The sequence below is a fragment of the Propionimicrobium sp. PCR01-08-3 genome (assembly GCF_030286045.1).
Taxonomy (GTDB): Bacteria; Actinomycetota; Actinomycetes; order Propionibacteriales; family Propionibacteriaceae; genus Brooklawnia.
This window is the reverse complement of record NZ_CP127390.1, coordinates 2,105,951-2,122,285: the sequence shown is the minus strand read 5'-3', so window position 1 is coordinate 2,122,285 and position 16,335 is coordinate 2,105,951. Positions and strand designations below refer to the sequence as shown.

Below are 16,335 nucleotides of genomic sequence, written 5' to 3'. Positions count from 1 at the left end.
GAGCTCTTTTGACGCACACGGCTACCGGCGCATCTCGAGTCGAACGATCAGGCCGGAGGCTCCCCGTTCTTATCGGATGGATAGCCGGCGGGGTGCTTGCACTTGTCGCCGTCAGTTACCTCGTTGCGCACTTCATGGCGACCGATACGGTGCCGCGTAACGCCACCGTCAGTGGGGTCGCCATCGGCGGCATGAGCATCGACGAAGCAACGCAGACACTCACCGACCAGCTTTCGCCGGGCGACCAGGCAAGTTTCGTGCTCGTGGGAGAACGCAATCAGTCAGTGGAGCTGTCGCCGGCTGATGCCGGCCTGAGCGTCGACTACCAGGCAACTGTCTTTAAAGCAGGCGCCGGCTCCACCTGGGATCCGCGGATTCTGGTCCGGGTGATCACCGGTGGCGGACGCACCAGTCCGGTCGTCCAGGCCGACAAACCGCTTCTGACCAGCATGATCGAAGGGCTCGAACAGGATTTCACTCGCGATCCGGCGAACGCCGCACTGAGCCTGGACGCCGCGACAGTGCAAACCGAGTCCATGCTGCGGGGTACCGCTCTCAACGTCGATGCAACCGCGTCGGCAGTGCTGAAGGCCTATCAGCAGGCAACTCAGCGTCCGGTCGATGCACGAGACGAGGCTTTCGAGGCCCAGGCCGATCTCACGGTGACCGATCCGGATGTCACCGATGAGGACGCCGCACCGATAGCGGAGCAGGCCACCGCGGCGCTCCTCCCGGTCACCGTCCGAACTCCCGAGGCCGAAGCCGAACTGCCTGCCGAGCGCATAGCCGAGGTCATGACCTTTCGGGTGACCGACGGAGAGCTCGCCATGGAGATCGACTATCCGACGCTCTACGACAATGCAACCGAGGTGCGCGAACCGCTCTCCACCGTGCTGGGCAAGGACGCCACGGTCGAACTCCAGGCGGGACAACCCACGGTCGTTGATTCGGTCGACGGCCGGGGCATCGGCAAGGACGAGTTCGTGGCGGAACTCACCGAAGTGATCGAGGATCCCGCTCCCCGGGCCATCGACCTGGAGATCGTCGATGTGCCCGCCGCCTTCACCACCGAAGACGCCGAGAACCTCGGTATCAAAGAGGTCATCGGAGAGTTCACCACCTACTACCCGTATGACTCCTACCACAACACCAACCTCGGGCTGGCCGCCGCAGGCATCAACAACGAACTGGTCAAGCCGGGTGAGACCTTCAGTCTGGCGAAGGCCACCGGACCGCGAAACGAATCAACCGGCTACGTGCCCGGCGGTGTGCTGGTCGGCGATCACATCGAATACGCGGTCGGTGGGGGAGTCTCCCAATCGGCCACCACTACGTATAACGCGGCCTTCTTCGCCGGTATGACTGACGTCGAGCATCACCCGCATACGGAGTATTTCAGCCAATATCCGCCCGGACGTGAGGCCACCGTCTACGAAGGCGTCCTCGATCTGCAGTTCCGCAACGACACCCCTTACGGTGTGTTGATGGAGGCGTTCATCGATCCGGCCACACCCGAAGGCCGGGGATCGCTGACGGTGCGGGTCTGGTCGACCCAGTACTTCGACTCGGTGACGGCGTCCGACCCGGTGCTGTCGAATTACACCTCCGGCCAGGACAAGGTCTCGACCAGCCCCAGCTGCGTTGCCCAGTCGCCCGCACAGGGTTTCGACGTCAACTATCAGCGCATTCTGGTGTTGGACGGTCAAACCACCACCGAGGACTATTTCTGGCGGTACTCGCCGATCAACCGCATCCAATGCAAGCAGCCCGAGCCGAAACCCGCAGAGTCACCATCTCCTTCGCCGTCTTAAAGGTCCGCGCTCGCCCGAGGTTCGGACGCCGGAAGGCAAGCAATTTACGGGTATACAATCTGCGGGGTGGCCGGTCCGCCTGGGGCCGGCGAATCGAACAGGAGATTGTGAATGACATACGTCATTGCCCTGCCGTGCGTAGATGTGAAAGACCGCGCGTGTGTTGACGAATGTCCTGTCCAATGCATCTATGAAGGCCCCCGTTCTCTGTACATCCACCCCGACGAATGCGTGGACTGCGGCGCTTGTGAACCGGTCTGCCCGACCGAGGCCATCTACTACGAGGACGACCTGCCCGACGACCAGGCCGAATGGCTCGACATCAACACCCGCTTCTTCGACGACATCGGTTCGCCCGGCGGCGCCGCCAGCGTCGGTGTCTACGATCACGATGAGCCGCGCGTAGCCGCGCTTCCTCCGCAGGTATAGCGCATGGCCAGCCGTTGGACGCGGGTCTCCGCGAAGCTGCCGGCCTTTCCCTGGGACACCCTCGGCGAGGTGAAGTCCCTGGCCGCGGCACATCCGGGTGGCGTCGTCGATCTGTCGGTCGGCACGCCTGTTGATCCGACCCCCGACATCGTGCGCGAGGCCCTCGCCGCGGCTTCCGATGCTCACGGCTATCCGCAGACCCGGGGGACGCCCGAGTTGCGCGCCGCGATCATCGGATATTTGGCGAAGCGTTGGCAGGCCGAGGGGCTGGACGAGAAGAACGTGCTGCCGGTCATCGGCACCAAGGAGGCCGTCGCCTGGCTGCCCACCCAGCTCGGGCTCGGTGTGGACGACCTCGTGGTGATCCCGAAGTGCGCGTATCCCACTTACGATGTCGGGGCGAAGTTGGCCGGCTGCACGATCCAGCTGTGCGACGACCCCGACGAGATCGAGGGCCGCGCGTCCTTGATCTGGATCAACTACCCGGCCAATCCGCATGGCGCGATCGCCTCGGACGACCTGCTGCGCCGCTGGGTGCTCGCTGCCCGTGAGCAAGGGGCTGTGCTGGCCAGCGATGAATGCTACGGCGAATTCGGCTGGGACGAGGAGCCGTCGTCGGTGGTGCGTCCGGATCTGTGTGGTGGCTCATACGACAACATCGTGCTGGTGAACTCGCTGTCGAAACGCTCGAACCTGGCCGGATACCGGGCCGGCTACCTCGCTGGTGACCCCGATCTGATCACCGAGCTGCTGGAGGTGCGCAAGCAGTCCGGCATGATGGTGCCGGCCCCGGTGCAGGCCGCCATGGTCGCCTCGCTGGGCGATCAGGCGCATGTCGAGGTGCAGCGCGAACGGTACCTTCGCCGCCGTGCTGTGCTGATGGACGCGCTGTCCAAGGCAGGTTTCCGGATCGATGATTCGGAGGGTTCGCTCTACATCTGGGCGACCCGTGGCGAGGGCAGCCGGGCCACCGTCGCCTGGTTGGCCGAGCGGGGCATCCTCACCGCTCCGGGCGAGTTCTACGGTGACTCGACCCACGTCCGGGTGGCGTTGACCGCCACCGATGAGCGGGTGGACGCAGCAGCAGAGCGCCTGTTGGCAGAAGTTTGAGTCTCACCGGAACTCAGATCGCCAGGGCAGGAATCCGAGGCCACAATTTCACTGCTCCAGAGCCACAGTTTCGTGCCCGGAACCTCGGAGTACCTGAACGTGCACAACGAGGCTTAGATAGAGACCATTAATCTGACCTATGGAACCGCCAGGTCAGAGAAAGCTTGATGACATGGCTTGACCGGTCGTGAAGAGGTGTCAACGCTGGCCTTATCCAATAGGTGTAGAGCGAGTAGTTATCGCAGATTCACCACGACCGGGGCTGCTGCTGCTTCGGCAGGCTGCCAGTAGGCATACTCGTCTCCGGAGACCGTGAACGACTGGTCGACTGCCTGAATGCTGGTCATCCCCAGATCTTGGCCGCGCATCACCGCGAGTTGGGCGACCGCCCACGAGGTGGTGTCGTCCGCGGTGCTGATCAGCAAGGCACCGGCGTCCGATGTGGTCACCGAGACCGCATCGCCCCACACCGTGGCGATGAAGTCGGTGAGCACAGCCGGGTCGGCGGCATTGTCCGCCCGGTCGATGCAGCTCACTGCGGCGGGAGAGAAACCGGTCAGCGCGCTGGCCCAGGCGCGTCCCTTTGGCTCGTGCTGGGCGTACTTCTCGGGGTGGCCAGAGCGCTGCACGGCCTGCGCCACGTCGTTGATCACCCCCGATTCCCAGTCGTCAACTTTCACCAGCGCCTCATAGAACTTGCCGGCCGAATACCAGGGATCCATGATCTGGTCGGCGGTGCCCCAGCCCTGCGACGGGCGCTGCTGAAAAAGCCCGAGCGAATCGGCGTCACCGTAGTCGAGGTTGCGCAGATCGGATTCCTGATAGGCCGTGACCAGCGCGATCGTCGCGGCGCGGGCGGGCAGTCCGCGCCTGATCGACTCCCCGACGATGACCGAGGCGTTGACCGACTGTTCCCAGGTGAGATTCGTGGTGAAGTCGTCGACGCTCACCAAGCAGCCTTGTTCCGGCTTCACGGCTTCCTCCTGCTCGCCGTTATGGGTGGCGATATAGGTGACGATCGAGGCGATCAACACCGCGAAGGCGACAATAACCACGATCCCGATGGCACCGCCGGTGCGGCGTGCCGGAGCAGAGCGAGAAGGGCCCGGACCGTATGCCATTTCGTCAGTTCGCGTGCAGGGCGGAGTTCAATTCGATGCTCTGGCCAGCGCGCGGCTTCACGACGACGGCGCCGGTTTGAGAATCGCGCAGGAAGAGTAGATCGCTCTTGCCGCTGAGCTCACGGGCTTTCGCGATGTCACCGGAGGGCAACCGCACCTTGGTGCCGGCGGTGATATAGAGACCCGCCTCGATCACGCAGTTGTCACCCAGCGAGATGCCCAAGCCCGATTCGGCGCCCAGCAGGCAGCCTCGTCCGATGCTGATCATCTCTTTGCCGCCGCCCGACAGCGTCCCCATGATGGACGCTCCGCCGCCGATGTCGGAGCCGTCGTCGACAACGACGCCTTGGCTGATGCGTCCCTCCACCATGGAGGCGCCGAGGGTGCCGGCGTTGTAGTTGACGAAGCCTTCGTGCATGACCGTGGTGCCCTCGGCCAGATGTGCACCCAGACGCACCCGGTCACCGTCGCCGATCCGCACGCCACTGGGGACGACATAGTCGAGCATGCGGGGGAACTTGTCGACCGAGAGCACAATGAGCCCGCCCCGGCGCCCCTGCAGGTCGGCGCGGATCTCTTCAAAGCTGTCGGCGTGGCAGGGGCCCCAGCTCGTCCAGACCACGTTCGGCAGCACGCCGAAGATGCCGTCGAGATTGATGCTGCGCGGTTTGCGGAGCCGCTTGCTCAGCAGGTGAAGACGTAGGTAGGCGTCCTCGGTGGTTTCGGGCGCAGCGTCCAGGTTAATGACGGTCTGCACGAGCTCGGTGACCACGTGCCGGGTCTCGCTATGGAAGCGATGGGCGCGCAGCGACCGGGGCGCCAGCGAATCGTCGCTGCCCGGCTCGCCGATCTTCGGATCGGGATACCAGGTGTCCAACACCTGACCGGACGCATGGACGCATCGCAGGCCCCAGCCCCACGCCTTCAGTCCGGGGGCGGTCGTCGGGTCGAAGTCACTGGACGCGTCAAACTCGCTCATGGGAAATACTTTAGTCGGCGCCACCGACATTGCCATTCGCATTGTTGTCGCCGATCTGCCGACCCTCGTGTGACGTCAACCGTTCGGATACCGATGCGTGACGCCCGATGGCGAATCCGCTCTCACGAGTGTTGGCGACGGAGACAGTTTGTCGCGCGACCCGTACGCGAAATGACGTGTGATGGCACGGGATGTAATAGCCGAACGGTTACCAGCTCGGATTCAACATTCGATAGGTGTCGCGCCGCACCTGATGCGGCGCTGGCCACTGATCAGTCGTGCATCCATCATCTAGGCTGGCTGCCATGCCATTGCCCACCGATAATCTGCTCGAGTTGTTCCGGGCCATCGTCGACATCGAGTCGGTCAGCCACAACGAACGCGAATTGGCGAACGAGGTAGCGGCGGCGCTTCGCGCGTGCGCGCATCTGGAAGTGGTGCGCGACGGCGATGCGCTGATGGCACGCACCGATCTCGGACGGCCTGAGCGGGTCATCATCGCGGGACATCTCGACACCGTGCCGGTGGACGGAAACCTGCCCTCGACGATCACGGGTAGCGGCGACCAAACCATCGTGCACGGACGCGGCACCTGTGACATGAAGGGCGGCATCGCCTGCATGGTCTGGCTCGCGCAGCGGCTGACCGCGCCGAACCGCGACATCATCTGGGTGTTCTACGACTGCGAAGAGATCGAGAACACCGCGAACGGGCTGCGCAGACTGGCCGCCAACCATCCGGAGTGGCTGAAGGCCGATCTGGCGGTCCTGATGGAACCCACCAGTGCGCAAATCGAGGGCGGCTGCCAGGGCACGACGCGGTTCGACATCACCACCATCGGGGCGGCCGCGCACAGCGCCCGCAGTTGGCTGGGTCATAACGCCATCCATGACATCGTCGACGTGCTGGAGCGGGTGCGTGGGTTCGACGCCCGGCAGATCGAGGTCGACGGACTCACCTACCGTGAGGGACTCAACGCCACATTGATCAACGGGGGGTTGGCGTCCAATGTGGTGCCGCCCAGCTGCACCGTGCAGATCAACTACCGGTTTGCTCCCGATAAGTCGGGCGAACGGGCGCTCGCCTTGATGGAGAAGCTCTTCGACGGGTGGACGCTTGAGCTGCGCGACCTGTCGCCGGGGGCGCGTCCGGGCCTTGACCAACCGGCCGCCGCAGCATTCGTGCAGGCGGTCGGGGGAGAGCCTCGTCCGAAATATGGCTGGACCGACGTCGCGAGATTCGCCTCGCTGGGCATGCCCGCGGTCAACTTCGGGCCCGGGGACGCGGGAAAGGCGCATGCCATCGATGAAGAATGCCCGCTTGCCGATGTGCAGGCGTGCGTGGACGCCCTGACCCGTTGGCTGACCGGTTGTGACACCATGTGAGCATGGGTTGGGTTTTCGCTGCGCTGATGATCGTGATCGTCGGCTTCATCTTCTTCGCCGCAACTGGCCGGGGTGGCGAGATGGCGCCCCAGGTGGACGATCGCCCGGCGCCCAGAGTCCCGTCCAAAGGCGAACCGATCACCGCGAAGGACCTCGACGGACTCTCGTTCGCGGTAGTCACCCGAGGCTATTCGATGGAACAGGTGGACGCAGTACTGGACCGTGTTTCGGCACAACTCGATGGCACCTCTGATTCGTCCGAAAAGATGGACGAAGGCGCGCCCGTCGACCCGGAACTCATCGGTGGAGTGCCCAACGGCTGGCCGGAGAGCCTCTGATCCCACGTCATCAGGTTCGATCTGGCACGAAGAGTTGACGAGCGCAGCAAGCCACATCCGCGCGCAAAGCTCGTTGTGAACATGCCGGGCTAACCCGTTCGGTGGATGGCAATCAGACTCCGAAAGCTACCCTAACCGGCCCGCTGCTGGGAGCAATGCGGAATAATGGTATCTGGTAGTTCGTCAGACGGGCAGAAATGAGGATGTAATGGCAGCGATGAAACCGCGTACGGGTGACGGCCCGATGGAGGTCGCTAAAGAAGGCCGTGGCATCGTGATGCGAGTTCCGGTGGATGGCGGTGGCCGGCTGGTGGTCGAGTTGAACGCTGAAGAAGCGTCCTCCCTGCTGGAGTGCCTCAAATCCGTGGTGGGCTGACGACCACATCAACTCCGGCACACACTTTCATGTGAAACGCGAAGGCCGGTTGGGTGAAACCACGATGGTTCGCCCAACCGGTCTTCTTTGTTTTTATTTGCCGGATGTTTCCGATACCCCGCCCTGATCCCCGGTTCCTCTCATCGCTGCACCGGATGCTTCGGCGCTATCGGGTTCAGGGTCATCACACGGAGAAATGCAGCATTGCAGACGGCTTTGGCCTGCGGGTCAGGCAGGCTTTCCCGATCACTTCTTCTTGGCGTCGTGATGGGCGATGGCCGCCTTGTAGACCTCCACGGTCTCCCGGGCGATCTTCTCCCAACTGAACTGGTCGATGCAGCGCCGGCGGCCGGCAAGGCCCATCTCGCGGGCCCGTGACCGATCGCGGGTCACCTGGTTCAGCTTGTCGGCGAAGTCCTTCTCGAATGCCTCGATGTAGGACGCATCGCCGGCCTTGGCCGGGTCGTAGGGCACCAGCAGCCCGGTCTCGCCATCCACCACGACCTCGGGAATGCCGCCGACGGCCGAAGCCACCACCGGAATCTCGCAGGCCATGGCCTCAAGATTGACGATGCCGAGCGGCTCATAGATGGACGGGCAGGCAAACACTGTCGAATGGGTGAGCACCTGCCGCACCGACTCGCGGGGCAGCATCTCCTGCACCCACTTCACGCCGCTGCGCGATGCGTCGAGGTCACCGAACGCCTTGTTGAACTCTTCGGCGATCTCCGGGGTGTCGGGGGCGCCCGCCAGCAGCAGCACCTGGGTGTCCGGATCCAGCAGCTGTGCCGCGCGAACCAGATGGACCAGGCCCTTCTGGCGGGTAATGCGTCCGACGAAGGTCACGATCGGCTTATCAAGATCGACGCCCAAGCCTTCGATGATGTCGGTGTTGGGGTCGGGCTTGAACTCGTCGGGATCGATGCCGTTCCTGACCACGTGAATACGCTCCCGCTCGACGAACGGGTAGGCATTCTGAATGTTCTCGATCATGGCCGCGGAGACCGCGATCACGGCGTCCGCATTCTCATAGGCGGTCTTCTCGATCCAGCTCGAAACCCGATAGCCACCGCCCAGTTGCTCGACCTTCCACGGACGATCGGGCTCCAGCGAGTGGGCGGTCACCACGGTCGGGACGTCTTGGAACTGGCCGGCGATGATGCCGGCGAACTGCGCATACCAGGTATGTGCGTGGATGACGTCGACCTCGGGCACGGCGGCGGCCATCGCAACGTCGGCGCCCAGCGTACGGATGGCGCCGTTGGCGCCTTCGGGGTAGTTCTCGGGATGGGCGGTGGCGCCTTCGCGGGGCTCGCCCATGGCCTGAACGTCAACGAAGTCACAGAACTTGCGGAGTTGGGGAACCAGTTGTCCGACGTGGACGCCGGCACCGCCGTAGATATAGGGAGGGTATTCCCGGGTGAGTATCGAAACGCGCATGACCTGATCGTGTCACATGACCTGGATTTGCGGCAGCGCGAACGAGAAAAAAACTCCAGGTGAACCACGAATTGCCTCAGGTCTTCGCCCAAGGTGAGGGTCACCAGAAAAGGCGGTGCTCAGTGGCCGGACTCGCGATGCCCGATGGCGTGGGTGCAGATGCTCGTCTCGGGCTGTGACCGTGCCGGGCGGAGTAACTCCTCCTCCGAGGTGAGAGCGCTCGGAGCCACCAGTTTTCTATATGTGTTGCCAAGTTGGGCGCGAGACCTTAAGTTCATGTCATGGCACAACCCAAAGTTCTCTCGATTGTTCTTGCCGGGGGCGAGGGCAAACGACTCATGCCCCTCACTGCTGATCGGGCCAAGCCGGCCGTACCCTTCGGTGGCACCTACCGCCTCATCGATTTCGCCCTCTCAAATATGGTGAATTCCGGCTTCACGAAAGTCGCCGTGCTCACCCAGTACAAGTCGCATTCGCTCGACCGGCACATCACCGTCAGCTGGCGCCTGTCGAGCATGCTCGGCAACTACATCACGCCGGTTCCGGCTCAGCAGCGCCGCGGACCGCACTGGTATCAGGGCAGTGCTGATGCCATCTACCAGTCGATGAACCTGATCAACGATGAGAATCCCGATTACATCATCGTCTTCGGCGCCGACAACATCTATCGGATGGATGTCGCGCAGATGCTGCAGGCGCATATCGATTCCCGGCTGCCTGCCTCGGTTGCGGCTATCCGGGTGCCCAGAAACGAGGCTTCGGCGTTCGGCATCATCGATGCCGGCTCTGACCGGGTGATCGAGCGTTTCTTGGAGAAGCCGAAAGATCCGCCAGGGCTTCCCGATTCACCGGACGAGTCGTTCGCCTCCATGGGCAACTACATCTTCAGCCGGAAAGAATTCGTGGAATGCCTGGAAGCCGACGGGCACGACAAGGAATCCAAGCACGACATGGGCGGCAACATCATCCCATCGTTCGTTGACGCCCACGAATGCTCGGTCTACGACTTCACCGAGAATGACGTCCCGGGCTCCACCGAACTCGACCGCAACTATTGGCGTGACGTGGGCACCATCGATGCCTTCTTCGATGCTCATATGGACCTGATCTCGGTGGTTCCGCAGTTCAACCTGTACAACCAGCAATGGCCGATCTGGACTCAGCAGCCGCAGCTGCCCGGCGCGAAGTTCACCTTGCACGGCACCGCCGAAAGCTCGATCGTGACGAACGGCTGCATCATCTCCGGCGGCGATGTCGATCACTCGGTGCTCAGCCCCGGTGTGCGTATCGAAAATCATTCATCGGTCGATGGTTGCGTCATCATGCACAACTCGCGGGTCGGGCAGAACTGTGTGCTGCGTAACGTCATCCTCGACAAGAATGTGGTCGTGCCCGACGGCGTGCAGATCGGCGTCGATCACGAAGCGGACGAGGCGCGCGGCTTCACGATCTCGGACCACGGCGTCACCGTCGTCCCGAAGAATGTCGAGGTCACGCCGATTTAGGGGCGCGGCCGAAACAAGTCCTAGCAGAAACAAAACGGCGAACCGGGGGTTCTGGACTGCTTACACAGCCCAGAACCCCCGCTTTGCTGCGGCTGAGGTCAGGGGTGGTAGACGCATTCGCGGGCGGTCCTGCCGGCTGCCCGCCGCCGGGGTTCGTAAGCTCGCCTTAAGGAAGCCTGCTGCTGTTGCAACGCGAGCAATCTTGTTTTGGGAGAGCGGTATGTACGAAGGCGAGCGAACTCGACGGAACACGAGCGTGTATTCGGCCGATAGCTTCAGTTCTTGACGGCGGCGAGCAGCCCCTCGCCCAGCGGGAGCAGCAGCGGGGTGAAGATCTCCGCCTCCTGTACCGCGGTGAGTGCCTCCCGGATGATGACCGTCTCATCGGTTTCGTCCGCCGGATCGGCGACCAGGTCTTGCCACAGGGCGTCGTTGATCACTGCGATGCCACCAGAACGCAGCAGCCTTTCGGCCTGCGCAACGTATTCCACATATTCGAGCTTGTCCGCGTTGATCAGGACCAGGTCGTAGGCACCATCGCGCAGGTTGTTGAGCACGTCGAGCGGGCGTCCCGAGATCAACCGGAAACGCTGCGAGGGAATTTGGTTGTCACGGAAGGTCTGCTTCGCGTCCAACTGCCAGTCGACCTCCGAGTCGATGCTGGTGAGGACGCCGTTGGGATTCATGCCCTCGAAAAGCGCCAGGCCGGTCGTCCCCGTGCCGGTGCCGATCTCGACGACCGCCGTGGCATCGAGCGCCTTGGCGAGGAAGGTCAGGGCAGTGGTTACGCCGTTGGATGGCGCAGGAGCATCGTCTGCGATCGCATTGCGCCTGGCGGCACTGACCTGTTCAGAGGCAGGAACATAGTCCTCGGCAAAAGCGACCGAACGCTGGTCGAGCAGGAAAGTCTCACTCACAACCGCAATCCTACTGGTAATGGCTGCACAACGCCTGCGGTGCCGACCCGAATGGTTCACGGTAGGCTCCCGCCGGAGAATTATCGCTGCCCGTCGCTTCGCAGAATTGGGCGCCTGACCATGGTGAACGCAGAAGACTTGTCGAGGGTGAGCACGTCTATCATGGTGCCATGACTGAACCAGTGCTCGGCCGGCTAGCAACTGCCATGGTGACTCCTTTCGATGCCGAAGGCGGAGTCGATCTGGTGAAGGCGCAGAAGCTGGCCCTCCGGCTGGTAGATGAGCAGCGCAATGAGATTGTCCTTGTCAACGGCACCACCGGTGAATCACCCACCACCACCGACGAAGAGAAAGCGCGGCTCGTCGGTGCGGTGAAGGAGGCAGTCGGAGACCACGCCAAAGTCGTGGCAGGCATCGGCACCAATATCACCGCTCACTCGGTGGAGTTGTGCCACCAGGCCGCCGCCGCCGGTGCCGACGGGCTGCTGGCCGTGACGCCCTACTATTCGTTGCCGCCCCAGGACGCCATCGTCGCGCACTTCGAGACTTTGGCCGGCGCGACCGATTTGCCGATGATCCTTTACGACATTCCGCACCGTACCGGGCGTCCTATCGAGACGTCCTCACTGATGCGGCTGGCCAAGCATCCCAATATTGTGGCCGTGAAGGACGCGAAGAACGACATCGCCGGATCGGCTGAGGTGATGGCCGCCACAGACCTCAACTACTTCGCCGGGGACGACGCCAAGGTGCTGCCGATCTTGTCGGTCGGCGGTGTCGGCGTGATCGGCACATCCACCCATTTCACCGGACGCCGCACAGCCGAGCTCTTGGACGCCTGGTTCGCCGGGAACACGGCAGAGGCCCTGCGCATCTATCGCGAACTGCTGCCCGTCTACACCGGCGTCTTCGCCACCCAGGGCGTCATGATGGTCAAGGCGGGGTTGGCGCATCAAGGCTTCGATGTCGGCGGTCTCCGGGCCCCGTTGCTGCCCGCTTCCAAAGCCCAGGCCAAGGCATTCGGCGCCATTTTGGATCAGGCGAATCTGTAATTCTTCGTTCTTAGGTCACGCAGGTGATTCCACAGGAGTTTTTCGGTATCGGCGCAAGTGAGCTGGTGCTGCTGCTGGTGCTCGGAGTCATCATGTTCGGCCCGGAGAAATTGCCCCAACTCAGCCGGAAGGCCGCCCGGGTGGTGCACTTCGTCCGCGTCTTCGCCAATCAGGCGATGGGGTCGCTACGCGACGAACTGGGACCGGAATACAAGGACCTTCAGCTGTCGGACCTGAACCCGAAAACCCTCGTGCGCAAAACGCTGCTAGCCGACATCGAAGATGACATCGTCGAGATCAAGCGGGATCTCGACGGGGTACGCAACGATCTGACCGGTGCTGCGTCCGATATCAACGGCGAGGTCAGATCGGCGAAACCCGTCATCAGTGCGGCCCCGGTGACAGCCAAGGACGGCGCGCCGGAGGGGTCCACACCTGGAACCGGTACGGCCCAAGCTCAAGCTTCATCGTCCCCGAATGCACGTGACAAGCGCATTCCCTGGGACGATGAGGCCACCTGATCAGTGAGTGATCAGGCTGAGCGGCTTGCCGGCCACCGAAGGCTTGGTCTGCACGAGGTGCCCGGCGACCGAGCTGATCGCGACGGCAGCGGGGGAGTCCGGTTGCGCAATGACCACCGGGGCGTTGATCTCCGCTCCGGCACCGAGAGCGAAATCCATCGGGATCTGGGTGAGCAGCGGCACATCGTGAGCCAGCCGATCGGTCAGTGCGTCCGCGGTCTGCTGGCCGCCGCCCGTGCCGAAGAGTTCGACACGATGCGTCTCGCCGCAATGCGGGCAGGCGGTCTCGAGCCAGCTCATGTTCTCGATGACGCCGATCACGTTTTGATGCAGCATCGACCCCATGGTGCCGGCGCGCTCTGCAACCCAGGCGACACTGGGCTGCGGGGTGGTGACCACGATCATGTCGCTGCCCGGCAGCTTCTGGCCGATCGACATTGCGACATCACCGGTGCCCGGAGGCAGATCGATGAGGAAGAAGTCGAGATCGCCCCAGAAGACCTCGGCGAGTAGCTGGGTGAGTGCGCGATCGAGGATCGGGCCGCGCCAGGCGATCACCTGGTCCTTCGACTCCTTCAGCATGCCCATGCTGATCACCTTCAGCGCGGCCTTCTTGCCGTCGGCGCTGACATACTCGACCGGTACCGGCATGATCATGGAGTCGACCATGGTGGGCCGGGCGTCCTCGGGAATGCCCAGCAGGTCGGGGATCGAGTGGCCGTAGATGTCGGCGTCGAGCAGTCCGACGCTGAAGCCCTGCTTGGCGAGATCCAAGGCCAGGTTGACCGTCATCGAGCTCTTGCCGACACCGCCTTTGCCGGAGGCGACGGCGATCACCCGGGTCAACGAACCCGGCTGAGCGAATGGAATGACAGGCTGCGGAGCGCCGCCACGAAGCTTGCTGGTCAGTGCGGCGCGCTGCTCGGCGCTCATCGCGCCGATCTCGAGCTTGAGACCGGTGACTCCGGGCACCTTGTTCACTGCGGCGGTCACGTCTTCTTCGATGGTGTTGCGCAGCGGGCATCCGGCAACGGTCAGCAACACGGTGACCTGGACGACACCGGCCTCGTCGATGGCCAGTTCGTCGACCATGTCCAGATCGGTGATGGGGCGCCGGATCTCCGGATCGATCACCGTGGACAGCGCTTGGCGCACGTTCGCCAGTATCGGATTGGTTTCACTCACGGGTTCATCACTACGCGACCGAGGGAATACTTTCAAGTTGGGGCACGCTTCGAAAGATTATCGCTGCCCGTCGCTTCCCGGATCGAGCACCCCGGACCGCATCGTCATGCAACCTGGGCGGTTGGCGAAGTCGTTGACGGGCGATGCACTGAGGAAAGGAAACCACCCGACGAGCTAGTTCTTCGCCGTCCCCAGATTGGCTTGCCCATTGCCGGCCTCGGCCTCGGGCTCGTCGTCCCGGCCTTCCAACTCCTCCAAGAGCTCCCGCAATTGATCGCGCAATTCGCCGCGGACGAAGTCTCGGGTCGTCAACTCGCCCATGTTGCCGCGCAGCGCGGCGATCTCGCGGGCAAGGTAATCCATGTCGGCCCGGCTCTGGGCGGCGACGCGGCGGTCCTCGTCCAGGCTCAGCCGGTCGCGGTCTTCTTGACGGTTCTGGGCGAGCAGAATCAGCGGAGCCGAATAGGACGCCTGGGTGGAGAACGCAAGATTGAGCAGGATGAACGGGTAGGGATCCCATTTCAGGCCGAACAACCCGATCACATTGAGCGCGATCCACACGGTGACGAAAACCGTCATGCCCATCAAGAACCCGGCACTGCCCATACCGCGGGCGATAAGTTCGGCGAAGCGCCCGAACCAGTCGTCGTCGAAACGCAGCCATTTCGGCCAGCTGAAGGACGAACGGCGTCCGGGCGTACTCAGGCGGTCCTCGTCGCGGCGGGAATTGTCAGCCATTTTCGCCCTCCTTCACTTCCATTTCGCCGGCCTCGTTGCCTTCCATCTGGTCGCCGCGCCAGTCGTGCGGCAACATGTGATCGAGCAGGTCGTCGACGGTCACCGCGCCCACCAGCTGATGGTCGCGGTTGACCACCGGCGCCACCACCAGATTGTAGGTGGCGAAGTAGCGGCTGACCTGGGGCAGATCGGCGTCGGTGGCAAGCGGCTCCAAATCGGAATCGACCATCTGGCCCAGCTGCAGGCTGGGAGGTTCTCGGAGCAGTCGTTGCACGTGCACGGCGCCGAGGTAGCGTCCGGACGGAGTGTCGTGCGGCTGCCTGGTGACGAAGACCATGGACGCCAGGGCAGGCGTCAGCTCCTCTTGCCGGACCTTGGCGAGAGCTTTGGCGACCGTGTCGTCGGCGCCCACCACCACCGGCTCGGGGGTCATCATGCCGCCCGCGGTCAGCTCCTCGTATTTCAGCAGATTGCGCACATCTTCGGCGTCCTCGGGCTCCATCCGGCCCAGCAGGTCTTCGGCGAAATCGGTCGGCAGGTCATGGATGAGGTCGGCGGCATCGTCGGGATCCATCTCGTCGAGTACGTCGGCTGCTCGTTCGATCGCCAACGACTGCAGCAACTCGACCTGTTCATCCTCGGGCAGCTCTTGGAAGGCGTCGGCCAATTGCTCATCGTCCAAAGCGCTCGCCACTTCGGCCCTGCGGTCCGGATCCATGTCGTAGAGTTCGCGGGCGACGTCGGCCGGTTTCATATCGGCGAGCTGGGCGAGTTTGGCGTCGGTGCTCTGCTCGGCATACAGCACCTGCGAGCCGATCAGCGACCACGGTTCGACGACCATCGAGCCCTTGTTGGACGACGGCAGGCCGAAACGCCGGGTCGGGTTGATCTCGCGCAGGGCAACTTCACTCAGCTCCCACTCACGGTTGCGCACCTCGGCCATGGCGATGTCGAAGATCGACTGTTTCTTGCCGTCGAGGATCACCGTGCGGTCGAAGAGTTCGTCGATCGCCAAGGTCTCCGACGCGCGCCGGTTGAAGCGCCGGGTGTCGATGACGCCGATGATCAGCACCTGCGTGGGATCGATGGCGTGAACCCTGGTCATCGGGACGAAGATGCGTCGCCGGGCGAAAAGCTCGACGACCAGACCTCGCACTCGGGGGCGTCCGGTAGCCCTGGCCTGGACGACGACATCACGGATCTTGCCCACCTGATCGCCGGAGGCGTCCAATACCGGCAACCCCTGCAGGCGGCTGATGAAAACCGAGGAAGGATTGCTCACGGGCAAAGTGTAACCGCACGGCACCGGCGCCGGTTCGAAGCAGCGCTGGTTCGCCTCGCCCGGACTACTGGCGGGTCTCGATCGGGGGCATGAACCATCTTTGAGCACCGGCCTTGTGTCTGCCGGAGCGTCGCGCGCCGGTTTTT

Annotated in this window: 16 protein-coding genes; 9 read left to right on the top strand and 7 right to left on the bottom strand. The window is 63.3% G+C overall.

The genetic code is table 11. From position 1 onward, the window contains the following. Window positions 1-92: 92 nt before the first annotated feature. The 3 genes from QQ658_RS09765 (at window position 93) to dapC (ending at window position 3,350) form a co-directional block, all read left to right on the top strand. The gene (locus tag QQ658_RS09765) at window positions 93-1,811 is read left to right on the top strand and encodes a VanW family protein (protein WP_286024666.1); all 1,719 of its coding nucleotides are present in this window, start codon (window positions 93-95) and stop codon (window positions 1,809-1,811) included. Between the two features lie 111 nt (window positions 1,812-1,922). Then, on the top strand, window positions 1,923-2,240 hold the full coding sequence (gene fdxA / locus QQ658_RS09760; protein ID WP_286024665.1) for a ferredoxin: 318 nt from the start codon (window positions 1,923-1,925) through the stop codon (window positions 2,238-2,240). A 3-nt stretch (window positions 2,241-2,243) separates the two neighbouring features. Then, complete coding sequence (gene dapC, locus QQ658_RS09755; RefSeq protein ID WP_286024664.1) at window positions 2,244-3,350, top strand: succinyldiaminopimelate transaminase; 1,107 nt, start codon at window positions 2,244-2,246, stop codon at window positions 3,348-3,350. A gap of 236 nt (window positions 3,351-3,586) precedes the next feature. Here the strand turns inward: dapC and QQ658_RS15445 are convergent, their stop codons facing one another. Next, window positions 3,587-4,471, bottom strand: coding sequence for a hypothetical protein (locus tag QQ658_RS15445; RefSeq protein ID WP_353057919.1), 885 nt, complete (start codon window positions 4,469-4,471; stop codon window positions 3,587-3,589). A 4-nt stretch (window positions 4,472-4,475) separates the two neighbouring features. Further along, entirely contained in the window at window positions 4,476-5,450 is a 975-nt protein-coding gene (dapD, locus tag QQ658_RS09745; RefSeq protein WP_286024663.1) for a 2,3,4,5-tetrahydropyridine-2,6-dicarboxylate N-succinyltransferase, read from the bottom strand. Between the two features lie 305 nt (window positions 5,451-5,755). Between dapD and dapE the strand changes: the two genes are divergently transcribed. The 3 genes from dapE (at window position 5,756) to QQ658_RS09730 (ending at window position 7,549) form a co-directional block, all read left to right on the top strand. After that, the gene (gene dapE, locus QQ658_RS09740; RefSeq protein WP_286024662.1) at window positions 5,756-6,835 is read left to right on the top strand and encodes a succinyl-diaminopimelate desuccinylase; all 1,080 of its coding nucleotides are present in this window, start codon (window positions 5,756-5,758) and stop codon (window positions 6,833-6,835) included. Between the two features lie 2 nt (window positions 6,836-6,837). Then, window positions 6,838-7,173, top strand: coding sequence for a DivIVA domain-containing protein (locus QQ658_RS09735; RefSeq protein WP_286024661.1), 336 nt, complete (start codon window positions 6,838-6,840; stop codon window positions 7,171-7,173). Between the two features lie 208 nt (window positions 7,174-7,381). After that, a complete protein-coding gene (locus QQ658_RS09730) occupies window positions 7,382-7,549 on the top strand; it encodes a DUF3117 domain-containing protein (protein WP_286024660.1) in 168 nt (55 codons plus the stop codon). Between the two features lie 246 nt (window positions 7,550-7,795). Here QQ658_RS09730 and glgA read toward each other — a convergent pair whose 3' ends face one another. Further along, window positions 7,796-8,989: a glycogen synthase gene (gene glgA / locus QQ658_RS09725; protein WP_286024659.1), complete on the bottom strand. Its 1,194-nt coding sequence runs from the start codon at window positions 8,987-8,989 to the stop codon at window positions 7,796-7,798. Window positions 8,990-9,270: 281 nt separating this feature from the next. Here glgA and glgC point away from each other — a divergent pair, with 281 nt between their 5' ends. Further along, window positions 9,271-10,494, top strand: coding sequence for a glucose-1-phosphate adenylyltransferase (gene glgC, locus QQ658_RS09720; RefSeq protein WP_286024658.1), 1,224 nt, complete (start codon window positions 9,271-9,273; stop codon window positions 10,492-10,494). Between the two features lie 275 nt (window positions 10,495-10,769). On the opposite strand, the gene QQ658_RS09715 is transcribed toward glgC, so the two are convergent. After that, the gene (locus QQ658_RS09715) at window positions 10,770-11,411 is read right to left on the bottom strand and encodes an O-methyltransferase (protein ID WP_286024657.1); all 642 of its coding nucleotides are present in this window, start codon (window positions 11,409-11,411) and stop codon (window positions 10,770-10,772) included. 170 nt (window positions 11,412-11,581) lie between these two features. Between QQ658_RS09715 and dapA the strand changes: the two genes are divergently transcribed. After that, window positions 11,582-12,463: a 4-hydroxy-tetrahydrodipicolinate synthase gene (gene dapA, locus QQ658_RS09710; RefSeq protein WP_286024656.1), complete on the top strand. Its 882-nt coding sequence runs from the start codon at window positions 11,582-11,584 to the stop codon at window positions 12,461-12,463. A 23-nt stretch (window positions 12,464-12,486) separates the two neighbouring features. Continuing rightward, on the top strand, window positions 12,487-12,984 hold the full coding sequence (locus tag QQ658_RS09705) for a sec-independent translocase (protein WP_286024655.1): 498 nt from the start codon (window positions 12,487-12,489) through the stop codon (window positions 12,982-12,984). Here QQ658_RS09705 and QQ658_RS09700 read toward each other — a convergent pair whose 3' ends face one another. From QQ658_RS09700 to QQ658_RS09690, 3 genes are all read right to left on the bottom strand, one after another. Beyond that, window positions 12,985-14,169, bottom strand: a complete 1,185-nt coding sequence (locus QQ658_RS09700) for an Mrp/NBP35 family ATP-binding protein (RefSeq protein WP_286024654.1) — start codon at window positions 14,167-14,169, stop codon at window positions 12,985-12,987. Between the two features lie 174 nt (window positions 14,170-14,343). Then, a complete protein-coding gene (locus QQ658_RS09695; protein ID WP_286024653.1) occupies window positions 14,344-14,907 on the bottom strand; it encodes a DUF1003 domain-containing protein in 564 nt (187 codons plus the stop codon). Then, a complete protein-coding gene (locus QQ658_RS09690) occupies window positions 14,900-16,189 on the bottom strand; it encodes a magnesium transporter MgtE N-terminal domain-containing protein (protein ID WP_286024652.1) in 1,290 nt (429 codons plus the stop codon). The genes QQ658_RS09695 and QQ658_RS09690 overlap by 8 nt, the downstream gene beginning before the upstream one ends. Window positions 16,190-16,335: the final 146 nt, after the last annotated feature.

What these genes read in the sequence shown, in the direction of transcription:
- dapD (WP_286024663.1), bottom strand. Translation starts at nt 5,450, where the DNA reads ATGAGCGAGTTTGACGCGTCCAGTGACTTCGACCCGACGACCGCCCCC.
- QQ658_RS09735 (WP_286024661.1), top strand. Translation starts at nt 6,838, where the DNA reads ATGGGTTGGGTTTTCGCTGCGCTGATGATCGTGATCGTCGGCTTCATC.
- dapC (WP_286024664.1), top strand. Translation starts at nt 2,244, where the DNA reads ATGGCCAGCCGTTGGACGCGGGTCTCCGCGAAGCTGCCGGCCTTTCCC.
- QQ658_RS15445 (WP_353057919.1), bottom strand. Translation starts at nt 4,471, where the DNA reads ATGGCATACGGTCCGGGCCCTTCTCGCTCTGCTCCGGCACGCCGCACC.
- QQ658_RS09695 (WP_286024653.1), bottom strand. Translation starts at nt 14,907, where the DNA reads ATGGCTGACAATTCCCGCCGCGACGAGGACCGCCTGAGTACGCCCGGA.
- glgA (WP_286024659.1), bottom strand. Translation starts at nt 8,989, where the DNA reads ATGCGCGTTTCGATACTCACCCGGGAATACCCTCCCTATATCTACGGC.
- QQ658_RS09730 (WP_286024660.1), top strand. Translation starts at nt 7,382, where the DNA reads ATGGCAGCGATGAAACCGCGTACGGGTGACGGCCCGATGGAGGTCGCT.
- glgC (WP_286024658.1), top strand. Translation starts at nt 9,271, where the DNA reads ATGGCACAACCCAAAGTTCTCTCGATTGTTCTTGCCGGGGGCGAGGGC.
- fdxA (WP_286024665.1), top strand. Translation starts at nt 1,923, where the DNA reads ATGACATACGTCATTGCCCTGCCGTGCGTAGATGTGAAAGACCGCGCG.
- dapA (WP_286024656.1), top strand. Translation starts at nt 11,582, where the DNA reads ATGACTGAACCAGTGCTCGGCCGGCTAGCAACTGCCATGGTGACTCCT.
- dapE (WP_286024662.1), top strand. Translation starts at nt 5,756, where the DNA reads ATGCCATTGCCCACCGATAATCTGCTCGAGTTGTTCCGGGCCATCGTC.